Annotated in this window: 14 protein-coding genes; 6 read left to right on the top strand and 8 right to left on the bottom strand. The window is 58.7% G+C overall.

Annotated elements, in window-relative coordinates; all coding sequences use genetic code 11:
* Position 1: 1 nt before the first annotated feature.
* Complete coding sequence (locus QA596_00965; protein MDG5766016.1) at positions 2 to 1,516, bottom strand: hypothetical protein; 1,515 nt, start codon at positions 1,514 to 1,516, stop codon at positions 2 to 4.
* Positions 1,517 to 1,538: 22 nt separating this feature from the next.
* Positions 1,539 to 2,003 (bottom strand): Lrp/AsnC family transcriptional regulator, encoded by a 465-nt coding sequence (locus QA596_00960; protein MDG5766015.1) that lies wholly within the window; start codon positions 2,001 to 2,003, stop codon positions 1,539 to 1,541.
* A 245-nt stretch (positions 2,004 to 2,248) separates the two neighbouring features.
* Between QA596_00960 and serS the strand changes: the two genes are divergently transcribed.
* Positions 2,249 to 3,550 (top strand): serine--tRNA ligase, encoded by a 1,302-nt coding sequence (serS, locus tag QA596_00955; protein MDG5766014.1) that lies wholly within the window; start codon positions 2,249 to 2,251, stop codon positions 3,548 to 3,550.
* Positions 3,551 to 3,726: 176 nt separating this feature from the next.
* Here the strand turns inward: serS and dusB are convergent, their stop codons facing one another.
* Positions 3,727 to 4,767 (bottom strand): tRNA dihydrouridine synthase DusB, encoded by a 1,041-nt coding sequence (dusB, locus tag QA596_00950; protein ID MDG5766013.1) that lies wholly within the window; start codon positions 4,765 to 4,767, stop codon positions 3,727 to 3,729.
* A gap of 394 nt (positions 4,768 to 5,161) precedes the next feature.
* Here dusB and QA596_00945 point away from each other — a divergent pair, with 394 nt between their 5' ends.
* From QA596_00945 to radA, 3 genes are all read left to right on the top strand, one after another.
* Positions 5,162 to 6,241, top strand: a complete 1,080-nt coding sequence (locus QA596_00945) for a class I fructose-bisphosphate aldolase (protein MDG5766012.1) — start codon at positions 5,162 to 5,164, stop codon at positions 6,239 to 6,241.
* Positions 6,242 to 6,367: 126 nt separating this feature from the next.
* Positions 6,368 to 7,525 (top strand): lysylphosphatidylglycerol synthase transmembrane domain-containing protein, encoded by a 1,158-nt coding sequence (locus tag QA596_00940; protein MDG5766011.1) that lies wholly within the window; start codon positions 6,368 to 6,370, stop codon positions 7,523 to 7,525.
* A gap of 107 nt (positions 7,526 to 7,632) precedes the next feature.
* Positions 7,633 to 9,006, top strand: a complete 1,374-nt coding sequence (radA, locus tag QA596_00935) for a DNA repair protein RadA (protein MDG5766010.1) — start codon at positions 7,633 to 7,635, stop codon at positions 9,004 to 9,006.
* Between the two features lie 114 nt (positions 9,007 to 9,120).
* Here radA and rpsU read toward each other — a convergent pair whose 3' ends face one another.
* Positions 9,121 to 9,318, bottom strand: coding sequence for a 30S ribosomal protein S21 (gene rpsU, locus QA596_00930; GenBank protein MDG5766009.1), 198 nt, complete (start codon positions 9,316 to 9,318; stop codon positions 9,121 to 9,123).
* 108 nt (positions 9,319 to 9,426) lie between these two features.
* Between rpsU and QA596_00925 the strand changes: the two genes are divergently transcribed.
* Positions 9,427 to 11,535 (top strand): ABC-F family ATP-binding cassette domain-containing protein, encoded by a 2,109-nt coding sequence (locus QA596_00925; protein ID MDG5766008.1) that lies wholly within the window; start codon positions 9,427 to 9,429, stop codon positions 11,533 to 11,535.
* A 9-nt stretch (positions 11,536 to 11,544) separates the two neighbouring features.
* On the opposite strand, the gene QA596_00920 is transcribed toward QA596_00925, so the two are convergent.
* The 4 genes from QA596_00920 to QA596_00905 form a co-directional block, all read right to left on the bottom strand.
* Positions 11,545 to 12,393 (bottom strand): TIGR02757 family protein, encoded by an 849-nt coding sequence (locus QA596_00920; GenBank protein ID MDG5766007.1) that lies wholly within the window; start codon positions 12,391 to 12,393, stop codon positions 11,545 to 11,547.
* Positions 12,390 to 13,472: an A/G-specific adenine glycosylase gene (mutY, locus tag QA596_00915; protein MDG5766006.1), complete on the bottom strand. Its 1,083-nt coding sequence runs from the start codon at positions 13,470 to 13,472 to the stop codon at positions 12,390 to 12,392. Before mutY ends, QA596_00920 begins: the two co-directional genes overlap by 4 nt.
* Positions 13,469 to 14,932 carry a putative Ig domain-containing protein gene (locus QA596_00910; protein MDG5766005.1) on the bottom strand — a complete coding sequence of 488 codons (1,464 nt, stop codon included), beginning with the start codon at positions 14,930 to 14,932 and terminating at the stop codon, positions 13,469 to 13,471. Before QA596_00910 ends, mutY begins: the two co-directional genes overlap by 4 nt.
* Positions 14,933 to 15,063: 131 nt before the next feature.
* A complete protein-coding gene (locus QA596_00905; GenBank protein ID MDG5766004.1) occupies positions 15,064 to 16,035 on the bottom strand; it encodes an NAD-dependent epimerase/dehydratase family protein in 972 nt (323 codons plus the stop codon).
* A gap of 175 nt (positions 16,036 to 16,210) precedes the next feature.
* On the opposite strand from QA596_00905, the gene QA596_00900 reads away from it, so the two are divergent.
* Positions 16,211 to 17,338 (top strand): glycosyltransferase family 1 protein, encoded by a 1,128-nt coding sequence (locus QA596_00900; protein ID MDG5766003.1) that lies wholly within the window; start codon positions 16,211 to 16,213, stop codon positions 17,336 to 17,338.
* The last annotated feature ends 1 nt before the right edge of the window (position 17,339 follow it).

Below are 17,339 nucleotides of genomic sequence, written 5' to 3'. Positions count from 1 at the left end.
ATCAGTAGGCTGCCAGGCCGGAGGCAAGCTTCCAAGCCGGCATGATGTCCATCGCGAAGACAAACCAGAACACCAGGGTACTGACGACCAGCACAAAGAGGGCGTAGGTGCCGGCCATGTACATGGGGGAGGTCGGGGTGATGCGGCGCATGTTGTAGGCGGTGAGGAAGAAGCTCGCGAAGATGTTCACCCAGAACAGCAGGAACATGGAAACCACCACGATTTCAGAGGGAACAATTCGGAGCAGGATGACGCCCGCCGAGACGATCAGGAGGTTGAGATGCTGGGCCCAGAGAACGAACGTCGCAATCTGGGAAAGATGGCTGTGTTTGTAGTTGGCAATCCGGATCCATCCGATCTGAATCGTGTTCACCAGCAGGGTGATCAGAAAGAAAAAGCCGAAGAAATGGAGTGGATGCACCCATCCGGAGGGTATGATGGGCATGTAGGTGAGCAGCGCCCCCATCGAAAGACGGTCCAGATAGATATGCGCGGTGGTGAACGCCATTAAGCCGCCGACGACACCCCACAGGATGAACAGCACAGTCGCGTCGCCGGGAAGGCGAATGCGCCGCATCAGTACATCGTTGACGAAAAAGTCGTAGTTCAGGAAGTAGCGGCTCAGCGATTTCCGGTAGATGGGGTTGAGCCGGTAGAAGGCGGTGTAGGCGGCCCAGATGAGAAACAGCATCAGAATGGAGTAGTCCAGCAGGTCGGCGTTGTCGGGAGGGGCCGGGTTGGCAAGCCGGGCATCGGGTACGCGGGCATGGAAGGCGGTGAGGCGGTCAAGGCCGGTGCCGTTGGCGATGGTGTCGCCCTGGGCATTTCGCAGGAACCATTCGCGTTCAAAAAACAGGGGCGGACGGTTGTCGCCGGACAGCAGCGCGATGGCGTTCTGGATATCGCGGATGTCCGCCTGCTGCGATTCGGGGCGGTAGAGGACGCCGCTCAGCGGAGGATCGTGCCGCAGCTGGTGCTCCAGCCGCGCTGCACTGCGTGAGTAGAGCATGACACGGTCGAACGGATCCAGGGAGGGGCCGTTGAATGGGCGGGTGTCGAGGACGAACAGACAGCGGTTTTCACGATAGGGTGCGGCCAGCGACTCCAGGCGGTCGGGAAGGGGAGCTTCTTGCCAGTCGCTGAAAGATAACATGCCGTATCCCTTGACGAACGGGTCGTGCCGGAAATAGCGCATCAGCGAATCGGCGCGTTCAAAGTACCGGCGGGAGGCCTTTGCAAGACGGGCAGGTATGGCAAACTCTTCCGGAATCAATACGTAGACCGAAAACCCGGTTTCATGGATCAGACGGCGCTGTTCGGGGGTCAGCGGTTCCCTGACCATCAGCCAGGTAAAGCCGGCGTCTTCGAGCCATTCAAGCTCATCCGCCGTAATATTTTCGGCCGCTGAGTCTTGGTAGAACATGCCGAACTGCTGGCGCGCGAAAGCTGTGTCAGGCGACAGCGCCAGAATCTCCAGCAGCAGTAACAGGGGGAGGATCCGGAGGGCAAGCTTCATGAACAATACCGGGTGCCGCGAATCAGTATTCGTTATCGATCGGGATTTCACGCGTCTGCTTGAACGAGGAAAGCACGATGTTGGAACGGGTTTTCTTGACTCCTTCCCACGATTGTATCCGCGAGAGCAGCTTTTCAAGCGAAACGGTATTGCGCGTGGCGATCTTCAGGATGTGAGATCCGTCACCTGTAATCGAATGGCACTCTTGTACTTCGGGCTCCTCGATCACCTTGTCGACAAACGGCGTGTGATAGCTGGAATTGTCCACCTCCACAAAAATAAAAGCGACGATGTCGAAATTGAATTTCTGTGGATTCAATACGGCGTGGTATCCGTCAATCAGTTTTTTCTCCTCCAGTTTGCGCATCCGTTCGGATACGGATGGAACCGAGAGGTTGACGATTTTTGCCAGCCGGTTGCGCTGGGCGCGGCCGTTCTGCTGCAGGTGCTTTAAAATGGCGATATCTGTGGCGTCGAGATGATGCATCGTGTGTCCAGAGAAAAGGGTTTCTGAAGAAATTATTATATCAAACTAATATAGCCTAAATAATTTAGGGTAGCAAGGATTTGCGGGGGATTCCGCTTCACGGGTTATTGTTGTATCTTTGGCTTCGCACCGCACCGGTAGGCCGGGTTCTTGTACCGATTACGCCGCCGGAACCGATTTCTGCAGGTTACATGGCGGTTTGTTACTGAATTTTCGACCCGATTTGAGACCCGAAACACTGACCTATGCTTGATATCCAACGTATCCGAAAGCACCCTGATGAGGTGAAACAGGCCATGAAGGCCAAAGGCGAAACCGAAACCGAAGTAGTGGACCTTGTCATTGAGGCCGACGAGAAGTGGCGCGTCACGGTTCATGAACTGGACCTGCTCCGCAAGGAGAGCAACGCCAGGGCCAAAGAGATCGGCACGCTTATGGGTCAGGGTAAAAAGGAGGAAGCGCAGGAAGTGATTCGTCAGACCGGTGAGATGAAGCAGAAGATCAAGGAGCTGGAGACCCGGGAGCGGGAGCAGCTTGCACTGCGTGATGAAATGCTGCTGAAGATACCGAATGCCGCACATGAGTCGGTGCCGGTGACCACCGACGAGTCGGGCAACCAGACCGTGCACACCTGGGGCACACCGGCAGGAATGGGCGAGGATGGCAGTGCCGCCGCGCCCGATGGCTTTAAACCGCACTGGGAGCTGGTGGCTGCCGGCGGGTGGATTGATTTTGAACGGGGCTCCAAGGTTACCGCCGCCGGTTTTCCGTTCTATTCGGGTCCGGTGGCCCGTCTGCAGCGCGGACTCATTCAGTTTTTTATCGACAAGGCCGTCGACAAGGGGTATCTGGAGCTGATGGCGCCCTATTTCGTGAATGAGGATTCCGCCCGCGGAACCGGACAGATCCCCGACAAGGAAGATATGATGTATGTGGTGCCCCGCGACGGCTATTTCATCATCCCGACCGCCGAGGTACCGGTTACCAACTACCACCGTGGCGAGGTGCTGAATGCGGCATCCCTGCCGCTGAAGTACGTCTGCTACACACCGTGCTGGCGCCGGGAGGCGGGGTCGTACGGCAGCGATGTGCGCGGACTGAACCGGCTCCACCAGTTCGACAAGGTGGAACTGGTCAAGCTGGTAACGCCCGAATCGTCCTACAACGAACTTGAGTCGCTGCGCCGCGATGCCGAAGAGCTTCTGGAGGCGCTGGAGCTTCCCTACCGCACTCTGCTGATGGGAACCGCCGACATGGGATTCACCCAGAGCAAGAAATACGACCTGGAGGTCTGGAGTCCCGGACAGCAGCGCTGGCTGGAAGTGAGCTCGTGTTCCAATTTCGAGGACTATCAGGCGCGCCGCATGAAAATCCGCCATAAAAACGAATCGGGCAATATCGAAATCCTGCATACCCTGAACGGGAGCGGACTCGCGCTGCCCAGGGTGATGGCCGCCTTTCTGGAAACTCATCAGCAGCAGGATGGTTCGCTGGCCATTCCCGAAGCGCTGCAGCCCTGGCTGCGTGCTGACAAGCTGGCGTTGTGACAGTTCTGGAAAATCGGGTGTCGGCCGGAGAATAAGAGGCTGTGCTTATGGGAGCGGATACAGCGGTGCAGGGGCTCCCGGCCGCTGGTCGGCCGGTTCAGACGGCGAGTGCGGCTAGAGCCGTTATTTCATTACGCCCGGTTAGATACCCGTTGGCCTTGATGTCACACGGGATGTCACACGGCGACCGCAGTGCCGGCGGGTTCCCTGAAGTTGAGGAGCAGCTCAAGAATATCCTCCATACGGTCCTTCTCCATGATCTCCATGCGCAGGTGTTTGCCGTTGCGGATACCCTTGATGTAGTTGCCGTAATGCTTTTTCATCATGATGACGCCGTAGCGCTCGCCGTGATGGTCTACTGAGGCGCGAAGCTGTTCGGCGCACATCCGCAGCCGCTCTTCAATGGTGGGGGCGGGGAGCTGCTTGCCGGTTTCCAGATAATGTTTGATGTCGCGGAAAATCCAGGGGTTGCCGATGGCTGCCCGGCCGACCATGATGCCGTCGACGCCGGTCTCCTCAAATAGGTACCGGGCATGTTCGGGCTCGGTGATGTCGCCGTTGGCGATGACGGGAATGTGCAGGCCGGGGGTCTCTTTGAGCATCCGGAAATAGTCCCATTGCGCTTCGCCCTTGTAGCCCTGGCTTCGGGTGCGGGCATGGACCGTAAGCGCCTTCACGCCCACCGATTGAAGCATCAGGGCCACTTCGGAGATGCGGATGGTCTTTTCGTCCCAACCCAGGCGGGTTTTGACGGTCACCGGCAGGCGGGTCGCGTCTACCACGGTGCCGGCCATCCGTTCCATCATGCCAAGGTCACGCAAACAGGCCGAACCGGCGTTTTTCTTCACCACCTTGTAGACCGGGCATCCGAAGTTGATATCCACCACATCCGGGTTGCCGGCCTCGGCCACCTTCGCCGCTCCGTGCATGGCCTCTTCCCGTCCACCGAAAATCTGGATGCCGATGGGACGTTCCGCCTCCTCAAAACCCATTTTGTGTCTGGAGGCTTCGTTCTCGCGGATGATCGCTTCCGAGCTGATGAACTCGGTGTACACCATGTCGGCGCCCTGCTGCCGGCACATCAGGCGGAACGGGGAGTCGCTGACATCCTCCATCGGGGCCAGCACAACGCACCGGCTGCCCGGTTTCAGGACGGGCGCCTCCACCGCGGGGCGGGTCGCAGGGATGCGGTTATCTGACGGGGTTCCTGGTTTCACGGTTTTACTGCTTGAATGGGCCGGCAACGGATCGCGCGTGGCGGTACCGCCGGCGTGGTATGAGGGTTCGGGTTTGGAGTTTCCGGGAACACGGGCGGATATCGCCCGGCACGCCGGATGCAGGCAATAAGCCGGGCGCCGTATTCGTACAGCACCATAAAAGTCGGACCGAAATGTCCACCACCGAATCCCTAAAATACGAAAAAAACACGAAACAGGTGACCGTCTACTGCCGATTCTTAATAGAGATTTCATACAAAAATCGTTATCTTACAGAGATATAGGAAACTGGAGAAAAAATCAGGGATTTCTTATCGATTATGACGTAGGCAGGCCATGCTACGCGCCTTTTTGAAATACTATTAACCACACCTTACCAAAGGAGGAACCTCATATGTCAATTGGAGTAAAAAAAGTGCAGGAACTGCTTGGCGCCGAAGCCGACAGCCTGCTGAACCACGAGTGTAAAACCATTTCCAAAGACCAGCTGCACCTTCCCTCGGGAGATTTTGTCGATACGATTTGGACCCACTCGGACCGCAACAACCGTGTACTGGCCAACCTTCAGCGCCTGTTTGACAACGGCCGCCTCGGCGGAACCGGCTATGTTTCCATTCTTCCGGTCGATCAGGGTATCGAGCACTCCGGCGGCGCATCTTTCGCCAAGAACCCGGCCTACTTCGATCCCGAGAACATTGTAAAACTCGCTTACGAAGGCGGATGCAACGCCGTAGCCTCCACCTATGGTGTGCTTGGCGCGGTTTCCCGCAAATACGCCCACAAAATTCCTTTCGTGGTAAAAATCAACCACAACGAGCTGATGACCTATCCGAACACCTTCGACCAGATCATGTTCGGCACCATCGACGAAGCGTACAATATGGGTGCCGCCGCCATCGGCGCAACCATCTACTTCGGATCCGATGAGTCAGCCCGACAGATTGTGGAAGTAGCCGAGGCGTTTTCCTACGCGCACGAGCTGGGCATGGCAACCATCCTGTGGTGCTACACCCGGAACAACGCCTTCAAGGTAGACGGCAAGGACTACCACGTGGCTGCCGACCTCACCGGTCAGGCCAACCACCTCGGCGTAACCATCGAGGCCGACATCATCAAACAAAAGCTTCCCGAACTGAACGGCGGTTTCAAGGCGCTTAACGCCGGCGACTCCTCCTACGGAAAGCTTGATGAAAAAATGTACACCGAACTTTCCAGCGACAACCCGATCGACATGACCCGCTACCAGGTAGCCAATTGCTACATGGGCCGCGCCGGTCTGATCAACTCCGGCGGCGCTTCCTCCGGCGAGAGCGATCTGGCAGATGCCGTCAAGACCGCCATCATCAACAAGCGTGCCGGCGGAATGGGACTCATCAGCGGCCGGAAAGCGTTCCAGCGTCCGATGAAAGAAGGTGTTGGCCTGCTCAACGCCATCCAGGATGTCTATCTCGACAAAGACATCACCATCGCCTGATGCCAGACTGCTTCTTGTAGCAGTTGCAATTAGGTAGTATTTTAGGCCCTGTGCCCGAAGCCGATTAACCGGCCGGCTGGTACAGGGCCTTTTTTTGTTTCCGGTGATTTTTAAATATTTCCGTTTTTGGCTGCCCATCACACCCATACTGTTCCCGAAACACCTCGAGACAACGGCCCAGGGCCGGATTCAGGCGTCACATCGGTCATTTCCGGCAAGTACCTGGTGCTTTCGATTCTGCTGAGCCTGACCAGTATGGGGGTGCTCATCTACCTCACCTATTCCCCCGGATTGTTCGACCGGCTGTACTGGAACCGGACCCCAGGCCTGTTTATCGCGCTTTTTGTAGTGTGCCTGCGCATATGGTTTCTGAGCATGAAAATCCGGTATCTCTCCGAGCAGCGCCTCAGCTGGGTTGCGTCCCTTCGGGTGGTGTTGTGCTGGGAGTTCACCTCGTCGATAACCCCGTCCACCATTGGCGGCGGACCCATGGCCACCTATGTGATGACCCGCGAAAAGCTCTCACTGGGCCAGTCAAGTGCCATTGTGATTTACGGCATCATGCTCGACCAGCTGCTGCTGGTGTTTATCATCCCCCTGCTGGTTCTTCTCGGCGTTTTTTTTGCCGTCATCCCGGAAAACGCGGGATGGGCCGGCCACGGCGCCATGTTCCTCATCTACATGGCCCTGCTTGGCTACGCGCTGTTCCTGACCTACGGGGTGTTCCGGGATCCCGCCCTGCTCAAACGCACGGTTAACTTCGTTTTCAGCATGCCGCTGCTGCGGAAGTACCGCTACAAGATCGCGCGGGAGGCGGAAAAGCTGGAGGAGTATTCCCACGAACTGCGCAAGAAACCGAAATCCTTTTTGTATAAGGCGTTCGGCCTGTCCACACTCGCCTGGCTCGCCAAGATGTCCCTGCCGGCGATTGTGATACTGAGTTTTGTTCCCGCCGATGTGGTGCTCTCGTTTCTTCGCAGCATGGCCATGACCCTGGCGGGGATGTTCATGCCGACACCCGGCGGCAGCGGCGGCGTGGAGGGACTGTACGCCCTGTTTATCGGTCCCCTTATGGAGCGGCGGGAATTTCTGGGCATCGCGGTATTCATGTGGCGCATCATCAGCTTCTATACCCTGGTGGGCGCCGGAATGATGGCCATGAGCTGGTACCTGAATGTGAAAATTGTAGAGACAAAGAACAACCGGAACGAAAAGCGGTCAGGTGCCGGTAACCCTTCCGCAAATACCGGTCAAGCGGATACGGACAGGCATCGCCCCGGATAAACGCTTTTCTGATACCCGAAATCCGGGACACCGGCCGAACGGCCCGGATTCGGATATCCCCGTCAAGCTGACCGACTCCGTCCGGCATAACAGACCCAATCAAAACCATGGCAAAAAAGAACCGTACCCGTTTTGTATGCACCAATTGCGGCTGGGAATCTTCCCGCTGGATGGGAAACTGCGACTCCTGCTCACAGTGGAATACGATGGAGGAGGTTCCCGACCGGGATCCGGTGGCGGACAAGCCGCACAAGGCCCGGCTGGCCCGGCCTGATGATGCGCCTGCAAGGCCGCTTGCCCTCAGTGAGATACCTGCTTCCGAGGCGAGCCGCCACCAAACCGGCATCGGGGAACTGGACCGGGTTCTCGGCGGCGGGGTGATACCGGGCTCGTTCATTCTGCTTGGCGGCGATCCCGGCATCGGAAAAAGCACCCTGGCCCTGCAGTGTTCGGTCATGCTGGATGACCAGAAAACGCTTTACGTCTCAGGCGAGGAGTCGCTGGCGCAAATTCGTCAGCGGTCGGGCCGCCTGGGACTGCACTCCGACTCGCTCCTGATTTATACCGAAACCGAAATCATGCGGGTTATCGAAACGGCGCGGAGTGAGAAGCCGGGCATCCTGGTGATCGACTCCATCCAGACCGTCTATCATTCGGGCCTGCAGAGCATGCCGGGCACCACCGCGCAGATCCGCGAATGTGCCGCGCTGCTCATGCAGTTTGCCAAACAGGAGAATACGACCGTCATCGCCATCGGCCACGTCACGAAGGAGGGCGACCTGGCGGGCCCGCGCATCCTGGAGCATATGGTGGACACCGTGTTGCAGTTCGAAGGCGACAAACAGTCGCATCATCGTATTCTCCGCACCCTCAAAAACCGGTTTGGTCCGGCGCACGAAGTGGGCATATTTGAGATGAACGACGACGGCCTGCGGGAAGTGGCCAACCCCTCGGAGCTGTTTCTGTCGGAGCTGGATCCCGCTGTGAGCGGCAACGCCGTGGTCTGTTCCATGGAGGGCACCCGGCCGCTACTGATTGAAGTGCAGGCACTCGTGGCCCCGGCATCCTACGCCATGCCCCAGCGCACCGCTTCGGGGTTTGACCAGCGCCGGCTCTCCCTGCTGCTGGCCGTGCTTGAAAAACGGTGCGGCATGGCATTTCACCAGCATGATGTGTTTCTGAATGTGGCGGGCGGGATGAAACTCTCGGAGACGGCCTGTGATCTCGGCGTGGCCTGCGCGCTGGTTTCGTCCATCTCCGGAAAGGCTACCGGAGAACCGATTGTAATCATCGGTGAAGTGGGGCTCGGGGCGGAAGTGAGAAGGGTGACCCGGCTCACCCGAAGGCTGGAAGAGGCGGGGAATATGGGGTTCTCGCGCGCGGTCGTTCCCGCCGGATCGAATCACACGCGCGAAAAAAGAGTGCGGACGAGTCCCGTAAAAAATGTAGAACAGGCGCTTCGGGAATGCGGACTGGATTGAGGCAACTTACGACATCCGCTGCCCCTGATTGGCCATTTGCCTCACCGCCACCATCGCGATGGCGACAGCATCAGCAGGCTATGAAGCCTGCTGTGCGGCAACAGCACCCGAAATCTACCGCCACTCGTCGCGGCGACGCTTGCGCTCTTCCCGGACACTCTTCTTGTGCGCTTCACGACGCTCTTCCGAAGGCTTGATAAACTGCTGGCGCTCCTTGTATTCCATCAGAACACGGGAACGGGTCATCATTTTCTTGAAACGGTTTATGGCACGATCAATGCTTTCGTTATCTTTGACTTTTACTCCGAGCATGTTGTAATAAGAATTTCAGATGGTTTTTGTGGTTGAAAAACGTATATGTACAGACTTCATAATATAACATTTTATATTTCAAATCGCCCACTTTTTGACAAGGTTTCTTTGACGTTTCAGAAGGGGGACCGGATCGGCCTTGTGGGGCCGAACGGAGCGGGAAAAACGACGCTGCTGCGCATTATGACCGGGAAACTGGAACCGGAGGAGGGGATGTGCGAATGGCCGTCCTCCACGCGCATCGGATATTTGCAGCAGGAGTCGCTGGAGGTGTCGCGGGAGCAGACGGTCAGGCAGATGGTGATGGAGGCGTTTGCCGAGTCGAACCGGCTGGAGAAGGAGATCGAGGAGTTGTCGGCCCGAATCGCCGAACTTGATTCGTTCGAGGGGGAGGAGTACACGCGCCTGCTGACGCGGCTGGAGTCGCTCCAGGATCAGTACCGCATAACCGACGGTGGCAAGCGCGAGGCGAAAGTGGAGGAGGCGCTCACCGGCCTGGGCTTCGCTCCGGCGGAGCTGGATGATCCCCTGCATACCTTCAGCGGTGGCTGGCAGATGCGTGCACTGCTGGCAAAGCTGCTGCTGGAAGCACCCGACATCCTGCTGCTTGACGAGCCCACCAACCACCTCGACATCGACAGCATCGACTGGCTGGAGCGGTACCTTCCGGGCTATCCCGGCGCCATCTGGATTGTCAGTCACGACCGCATGTTCCTCAACCGCATGGTCACCCATATCGCCGCCCTTCAACTCCGCAAAATAGCGCTCTACAAGGGCAACTACGACGATTACGAGCGACAGTACGAGCAGCAGAAGCTGCTTCAGCAGCAGGCGTATGAAAACCAGCAGAAGGAGCTGGAACAGGCCGAGCGGTACATCAACCGCTTCCGGGCCAAGGCCACAAAGGCGCGCCAGGTGCAGAGCAAGATCAAGCAGCTCGACAAAATGGAGCGCGTCGAGGCGCCCGAAGAGGAGACGGCCACCATCGATTTCCGGTTCCCCGACCCGCCCCGGTGCGGCATCACCGTGATGGCGATTCGGAACCTGGATAAAACCTACGATCCCGAAGGGCAGAAGCCGGTGCCGGTGTTCACGGAACGGCAGGATATCGAAATCGAGCGGGGCGATAAAATCGCGCTGATCGGTGCGAACGGCGCGGGGAAGTCGACGCTCGCACGCATCATCAACGGCAACGAACCGTTCGGCGGCGAGCGCGTGCCGGGCCACAACGTGATCATGACCTTCTTCGCGCAGCACCTGGCCGATGTGCTTGCCTCGGAGCGTACCGTTCTGGAGGAGATGGAGGCCTCGGCGCGTTCGCAGGAGGCCCGGACCCGTATCCGGGGGATTCTCGGGGCGTTTCTGTTTTCGGGGGATGATGTGTTCAAGCGCGTTGGTGTGCTCAGCGGCGGGGAGCGGAGCCGCCTGGCGCTGGCGAAGAGCCTGCTGGAACCGGCCAACCTGCTGATTCTTGATGAGCCGACCAACCACCTCGACATGCGCTCCAAGCAGGTGCTGCTGCGGGCGCTGGATCAGTACCAGGGCACGGTGGTGGCGGTGAGCCACGATCGCTATTTCCTGGACGGGTTTGCCAACAAGGTGTGGCGGGTCGGCGGCGGCCGGGTCTTCGAGTACCCCGGCGATTTCAGCTACTACGAGTGGAAATCCCGACAGCAGCAGGCGGGCGGCGAGGCAGGGGGAGAGAGCGGTTCCGGCACCGGATCCGGTTCGGCGGGATCCGGCCTGTCCGGGTACAGCGCGAAAGCAGTCAGGTCCGGGGGATCCGGCAATGGAGCGGGCGCGGGCGGTGACGGTGCGCCGGGACGTGCCAATGGCGGGGATGGCAGCCGTGGAAGTGGGAGCGGAAGTGCGGGCGGCAGCAACAGCGGCAGCGGACCCAAATCCAAGGAGGTCAAACGGGCCGAGGCGGAGCTGCGCAACCGTTTCAGAAGTGAAATGAAACCGTTGAAAACCAGGCTCTCCAAACTGGAGGCCGACATTGAGGGCATGGAGCAGGAGAAAACCGAAATCGAGGAGAAGCTGGCGGATCCGCAGTTTTATGAGTCGGGCGATGCCGGTGAGGTGCTGAAACGGCACAGCGACCTGGAGCGGCGCCTGGAGCGCAGCTGGGATAGCTGGGCCGAAGCGTCGGCGGACTTGGAAGCGTTGGAGCAGCGTTTTTCCGAAGCGCTCGAGGAGGTCCTGAGCGGGCGATAGCGCCGGCGGCTACACCGGTGTGTTGACCACAAACTCCTGCGGGATGGGAATGGCGTTCACACCGAGTCCGAATAGCGCGTAATCGTACCTGGCAGGATCGTCCGGATCCATTCTGCGGAGATGGCCGGTAATTTCCGCCACCGCCTTGCCGTCGTTGGCGCGGCGGGTCAGGAGTCCGAACATGCGCGAGTAGCGGGCTACATGGACATCCAGCGGAACCATCAGCTCCGAGGGCGGCATGAACGGCATGGTACCGGGATCAACACAACTGCCCTGGCGGACGGTCCACCGCAAAAAGAGCCACAACCGTTTGCAGGAGCTGTTTTTATCCGGTGAGGAGATGTGCTTGCGAACGCGGACCGGGGCGTCCGGAATCATCCCGAAAAAACGTTCATGGAACAGGGAGAGCAGGGGCCGGCCGGGACCGGAATCCCGGTAGCACCGGCGCCAGAAGGATTCGAAGGAGCCGTGCTCCCGCAAAATCAGGGAGAGGCCGCGAACGATCCAGCGGATATCTTCGGCGGTGAAGGTGCGGTGTTTGAACCCCTCGAGCCGGACCTCATCGGCCGGGGAGAGATTCCCGATGAAATCGGACGGGCTGCTGCCGAAACGCGCCAGCAGATCGGCGATCTTCGCGATCACGATATCACGCCTTCCCCAGGCGAGCAGGGCCGACAGAAAGCCGGCGAGATTCCGGTTCTCCGCGTCATCATATCGGTGCATGAATGCTACGGGATCGGCGGCGATGTATTCCGGGACTTCCACCTGTTCCACTACCGGATCCAGAAACGCCTTTAGCCGCATGGCTGCGTCTTCCGGAGCAGGATTGAGCGGGGGAAGGGGTGCCGGTGGTGTCATGCCCGGTAGGTTTCAAGTGCTTCGGTGATTTTCCGGTTAGCTTTCGGGAAAGCGTACTCGGTGAGGCGGGTACGGTCGACCCAGAGCACCGGTTCGCCGCTCTTCGATTCCGGCGGGTCGGATTCCTCCCGGAGGTTTGCGAAAAACGCGTGCAGGGTGATGGCGAAATGGCTGTAGGCATGCCGGATCACCTCAAATGGCTCGGGCTCTACGGCAACGTCGATCCCCAGCTCTTCGCGCAGCTCGCGCCGGACGGTTTCGGGGAGTGTCTCCCCCGGCTCCTGCTTGCCCCCGGGAAACTCCCAGAGTCCGCCAAGCATGGCCTTCTCCGGACGTCGGGCAATCAGCAGGCGACCCGAGCCGTCGCTGACCACACCCACGGCAATTTGATAATGCGGCCGCTTTTTGGCCGGCGACTTCCACGGGAAATCGCCCGTTCGCCCAAGCTGAAACGCCTTGCAGGAGAGCTGCAGGGGGCACGAACCGCAGTCGGGCGCGGCGGGAGTGCAGACCGTGGCTCCCAACTCCATCATTGCCTGGTTGAAATCGCCGGGCCGCTCGCGGTCCATGAGGCCATCCGCACGGCGCTGAATCTCTTTCTGAACCCCGGTGCCGCGGACATCCCCGCCGATCGCGAACAGCCGGCTCACGACACGGATCACGTTGCCGTCGACGACGGCATGCGGCTTGCCGAAAGCGATGCTCAGCACGGCCGAGGCGGTATAGGGCCCGATGCCGCTCAGGGCCAGGGCATCCTTGTACGTGTCCGGAAAACGGCCGTTGTGGCGCTCGACGATCTGCCGGGCCGCCCGGTGCAGGTTGCGCGCCCTGGAGTAGTAGCCGAGCCCTTCCCAGAGGCGCAGGACTTCGTCAATATCGGCATCCGCCAGCGCGGTAACATCGGGAAAACGCCTGGTAAACCGCCGGTAGTAGGGCAGGGCCTGGTCGACACGGGTCTGCTGCAGCATCACCTCGGAAAGCCAGATCCGGTAAGGGTCGCCGGACGCTCTCCAGGGAAGGTCGCGCCTGTTAGTGTGATACCACGAAATCAGAGCACTGATGTCGCTTGAAACCGTCATGATTCACCGCGGGCCAGATCCACAACAGTGATCCGGACGTCGGTTGATGACGCCGCGCCGTACTGGTCGGTGGCGATGACCTGAAACTCGTGCTCGCCGGTCTGGCGGCGCGTGGGTGTCCAGGTGAAATCGCCGCTGCGCTCATCCAGCGAGGCACCATCGGGAAGGTCCACGCCGATGTAGCGGATCAGGTCGGGGTCGCTGCCGTCGGGGTCGCTGGCCCTTATGGGGATAGTGAACTCCTCATCCACCGCGATGGACAGGGTTCGGAGCGGTGAGAATCTCGGCGGACTGTTAAACGGCCGGATGGTCACCTGAAACGACGTACTGTCGGTAAGGCCGTCCTGCGTGCTTGCGATCAGTGATATGATGTGCGTGCCGACATCCGATGACGAGGGCTGCCAGTAGAGTCCGTTGCCGCGAATCCGGATGCGGTCGATGTTGGAGCGCTGCTGGAAACGGACCTCTTCGGGGGAGTGATCACTTTCGAGCTCGAGGGTCATCAGAAGAGGGCGGGGGTAAGGGATGACAAGGTCGCCGATTTCCGCCAGGCGCGGCGGCTCTCCGGCTGTTGCCGAGCCGGACGGCTGCCCATCCGGTGCTCCGGTTCCGGCGGTGTCGAGCTCGGCGAAATCGCCCGAATCCAGCCAGCGGCTGAGTTCCCGGTATTCGCTGATCCAGAGTTGCTGCTTGAAGGTGGCGATGTGGTTGCCTGCGGAGGGGTCGTCGCGAAACAGAGTCGGGCGCAGTCCCTGGCGGGCGATCCGGATACGGCTGCTTTCACCGCGGATCAGGTAGTTGCCGTTCCAGAGTTTGAGGTGGGTGATCGGTTCCCCGGTTTCAAACAGCAGGTCGGCGCGACCGTCCAGGCGCACCCGGTAGACGGCTCCGCCTTCGGTGGTCAGGTACAGGCGGCTGCCGATGGTGTGCAGCCTGCCCCCGCTGCCGGACAGTTCGAACTCATCGGACAGTGCGAGTGTGCCGTCCCGGTTCTCAAACACCAGAAGTCGGTTATCGCTGTCGAGGGCCAGAAGCCGGTTGGATATGCGGGCCAGCGAAACTACCGGCCGGTTGTGCTCATGGGCGGATTCGGGTTCTCTGTCGACCGATTCGGAAGTGGCCAGGGAGAGCTTCTGGATGCCCAGGCTGCTGTCGGCCAGGAACAGGTCGTCGCCGAGGCGCACCAGATCGTTCGGATCGAAAGAGAGGCGGGTGGATGAATAAACGCCGAGCACCGAGGTGGGCTCGATTACCGTAAGCCTGCCGTCGGTTCCAAACAGGTAGGAGAACCGGATGTCGGCCACCATGCGGTCGCCGCGTCCGGAAAGCCCCGAGGAGGAGTAGAGCCACTGGAGCGAGTCGGCCGACGTGCGAAAGACCACCAGTCCTTCCCGGTCGGACAGCACATACATGTGGGATTCGCTGGCGGTAACATACCGGATTCCGGGGATTTCCATCATGGAATCCGGACTTTTGATGAGCCGAGGCGCGCCATTGTCGGCCCATACGGGTGCGGCCGCCAAAAGCGTGAGAGCAAAAAAGAAAAAGATGCGTGGTAGCTGGAAATGCATGGTGATGGGGTCGAGTCGGTTCAGAGCCAGTGGTGACGTTTGTACCAGGCGATGGTGTCTGCGATGCCGTCGCTCAGCGAGACTTTCTGCCGGAAGCCGAGCCGGCCGGAAGCCTTCCCGACCGAGCAGGTCCACTGCATGCCCAGTTCCTTCGCCTTGTCGCGGTTAATAACGGGGTAGCGGCCGATTAATGATGCGGCAAATTCTGCTGCGGCACCGATATGTTCGACAATTCGCGGTTTGATGTTCAGGGTGAAAAGTTTGTGGCCGAAGGCGGCCTGGGTGGCATGACGGATTTCATCCCAGGTGTAGTCCGTTTCGCTGGAGATAAAGTAGGTCTCGGTCCCCGCCTCTTTTTCATCGGCGGCCAGCAGAATGCCGGCGACCAGGTCATCGACATGAATCAGGGAGATGCGGGCGCTTTGTCCGTCACCGATAATCGGAAAGAGGCGCCAGGAGGCCATTTGAAAGACGCTGAAAATCTGGTCTTCCCGGGGGCCATATACGGCCGGTGGGCGAATGATGGTCACGGAAATGCGTTCGTCGGCAACATTCCGGATCATCTCCTCCATCCGTTTTTTGGATTCGCCGTAGCGGGTCACGGGCATCATCTCATCCTCTTCGTTGACCGGGCGTTTAAAACTGGGTCCGGCTGCCGCCAGCGAGGACAGCACAACCATTTTGGGAACCCTGTGCTTCATGGCAAGCCGGAGTACATTTTCGGTCGCCTCCACATTGGCCTTGTCGAACTGATCCTGGCTGGATGCCATCACCAGTCCGGCTATATGATAAACGACATCCGCGCCTGCAATGCCTTCCTCGAGGGCGTCAAGATCCTGCAGATTCCCTTTTATTCGGATGATATCCTTGTCGTGCAGCCATTTGTCCTTTGACCGCACCAGGCAACGGATCTGGTCATTCGGTTTTTTCAGGAGTTCGTCGACAAGATGACTTCCGATAAATCCGGTTCCACCGGTAACAAATGCTTTCATGAAAAATTTGTATACTTGGGGTATGTTTTTCCAATTATTTTGGATGATGATCTCATCGTTGCACATAACCGGATGGGAATGTGCGAAAACAGACGTTAAGATACAGCTGGAATATATCGCGATCCCGCAAGGGAATAAAGCGATATAATGCCGATAATACCGAGAACAACCGACCATGCGTAAGCGACGTATCGCTATTTTTACCGGGAATTACAACCACATTCGCGATGGGGTCTCAAATACTCTGAACAGACTTGTAGGCCATCTGGAGGCAAAGGAATTCGAGGTACGCGTATTCGGGCCATGGTCACCCGACCCGGTTATCGAGCATAACGGCACCTACATCCCGGTCTACGCGGTACCGGCGCCCGGCCGCCCGGAGTACCGGATCAGCATGGGTTTGCCGGAGACCGAAAAGGAGCTGCTCCGGGAGTTCAAACCCGACCTGATTCACATCGCAACCCCCGATATTCTCGGTTTCATGGCATTGCGGTTCGCGATGAAGAACGGCATACCGGCGGTAGCATCCTATCATACCCATTTCTCAAGCTATCTGAAGTATTACCGGATGGGGTTCATCGCGCCCCTGCTTACGACTTATCTCCTCTGGTTCTACAGGCATTGCGAGCATCTGTACATCCCTTCTCCCTCCATGCTGGAAGATCTCAAGAAGCTGGGTGTGGAAACCGAGCTGAAGCTTTGGAGCAGGGGGGTGGATACGGAGTTGTTCAATCCGGACAAGAAAAACGAAGCTTGGCGGGCAGAAAAAGGGTTTAAGGAGGGGCATTTTGTGGTGACATTTGTTTCACGGCTGGTCTGGGAGAAAAACCTGATGGTGGTCGCGGAAATATTTCAGGAGCTGCGCAGGCGAAACCCTGCGATCCGCACCATGATAGTGGGGGATGGTCCTGCCCGTCAGGAGTTGTCGGAAATACTGCCCGATACGGTTTTTACCGGCCATCTGGAAGGCGAGGAACTTGCAAGGTCCTACGCCTGCAGCGATCTGTTTTTCTTCCCCTCCGATACCGAGTCCTTTGGGAATGTGACCCTTGAAGCGATGGCTTCAGGTCTGCCTGCGGTAGTGGCGGAAGCCTCTGGAAGCAGGTCGCTGGTAGAAAACAATGAAAATGGATTTCGGGCGGGGTCGATGGACAAGAAAGCTTTCCTCGAACATATCCTTCATATTTCGGAAAATGAGGATATTCGAAATCATATGGCGGTAGCTTCCCGGAAAAAATCGTTACAATACGACTGGGAACGGATCATGGACTCTCTTGTCGCCTGTTATAACGAGGTGATTTAGT

The sequence above is a fragment of the Balneolales bacterium ANBcel1 genome (genome assembly GCA_029688905.1).
Lineage (GTDB): Bacteria > Bacteroidota > Rhodothermia > Balneolales > Natronogracilivirgulaceae > SLLW01.
Note: the sequence above shows the minus strand (reverse complement) of the source record. Positions and strands in the feature narration are given on the sequence as shown.

Excerpts from the sequence above, each read along its gene's own strand:
- rpsU (MDG5766009.1), bottom strand. The coding sequence starts at position 9,318 with ATGCTCGGAGTAAAAGTCAAAGATAACGAAAGCATTGATCGTGCCATA.
- QA596_00965 (MDG5766016.1), bottom strand. The coding sequence starts at position 1,516 with ATGAAGCTTGCCCTCCGGATCCTCCCCCTGTTACTGCTGCTGGAGATT.
- mutY (MDG5766006.1), bottom strand. The coding sequence starts at position 13,472 with ATGACGGTTTCAAGCGACATCAGTGCTCTGATTTCGTGGTATCACACT.
- QA596_00910 (MDG5766005.1), bottom strand. The coding sequence starts at position 14,932 with ATGATGGAAATCCCCGGAATCCGGTATGTTACCGCCAGCGAATCCCAC.
- QA596_00900 (MDG5766003.1), top strand. The coding sequence starts at position 16,211 with ATGCGTAAGCGACGTATCGCTATTTTTACCGGGAATTACAACCACATT.
- serS (MDG5766014.1), top strand. The coding sequence starts at position 2,249 with ATGCTTGATATCCAACGTATCCGAAAGCACCCTGATGAGGTGAAACAG.
- QA596_00945 (MDG5766012.1), top strand. The coding sequence starts at position 5,162 with ATGTCAATTGGAGTAAAAAAAGTGCAGGAACTGCTTGGCGCCGAAGCC.
- radA (MDG5766010.1), top strand. The coding sequence starts at position 7,633 with ATGGCAAAAAAGAACCGTACCCGTTTTGTATGCACCAATTGCGGCTGG.
- QA596_00960 (MDG5766015.1), bottom strand. The coding sequence starts at position 2,003 with ATGCATCATCTCGACGCCACAGATATCGCCATTTTAAAGCACCTGCAG.
- QA596_00920 (MDG5766007.1), bottom strand. The coding sequence starts at position 12,393 with ATGACACCACCGGCACCCCTTCCCCCGCTCAATCCTGCTCCGGAAGAC.
- QA596_00905 (MDG5766004.1), bottom strand. The coding sequence starts at position 16,035 with ATGAAAGCATTTGTTACCGGTGGAACCGGATTTATCGGAAGTCATCTT.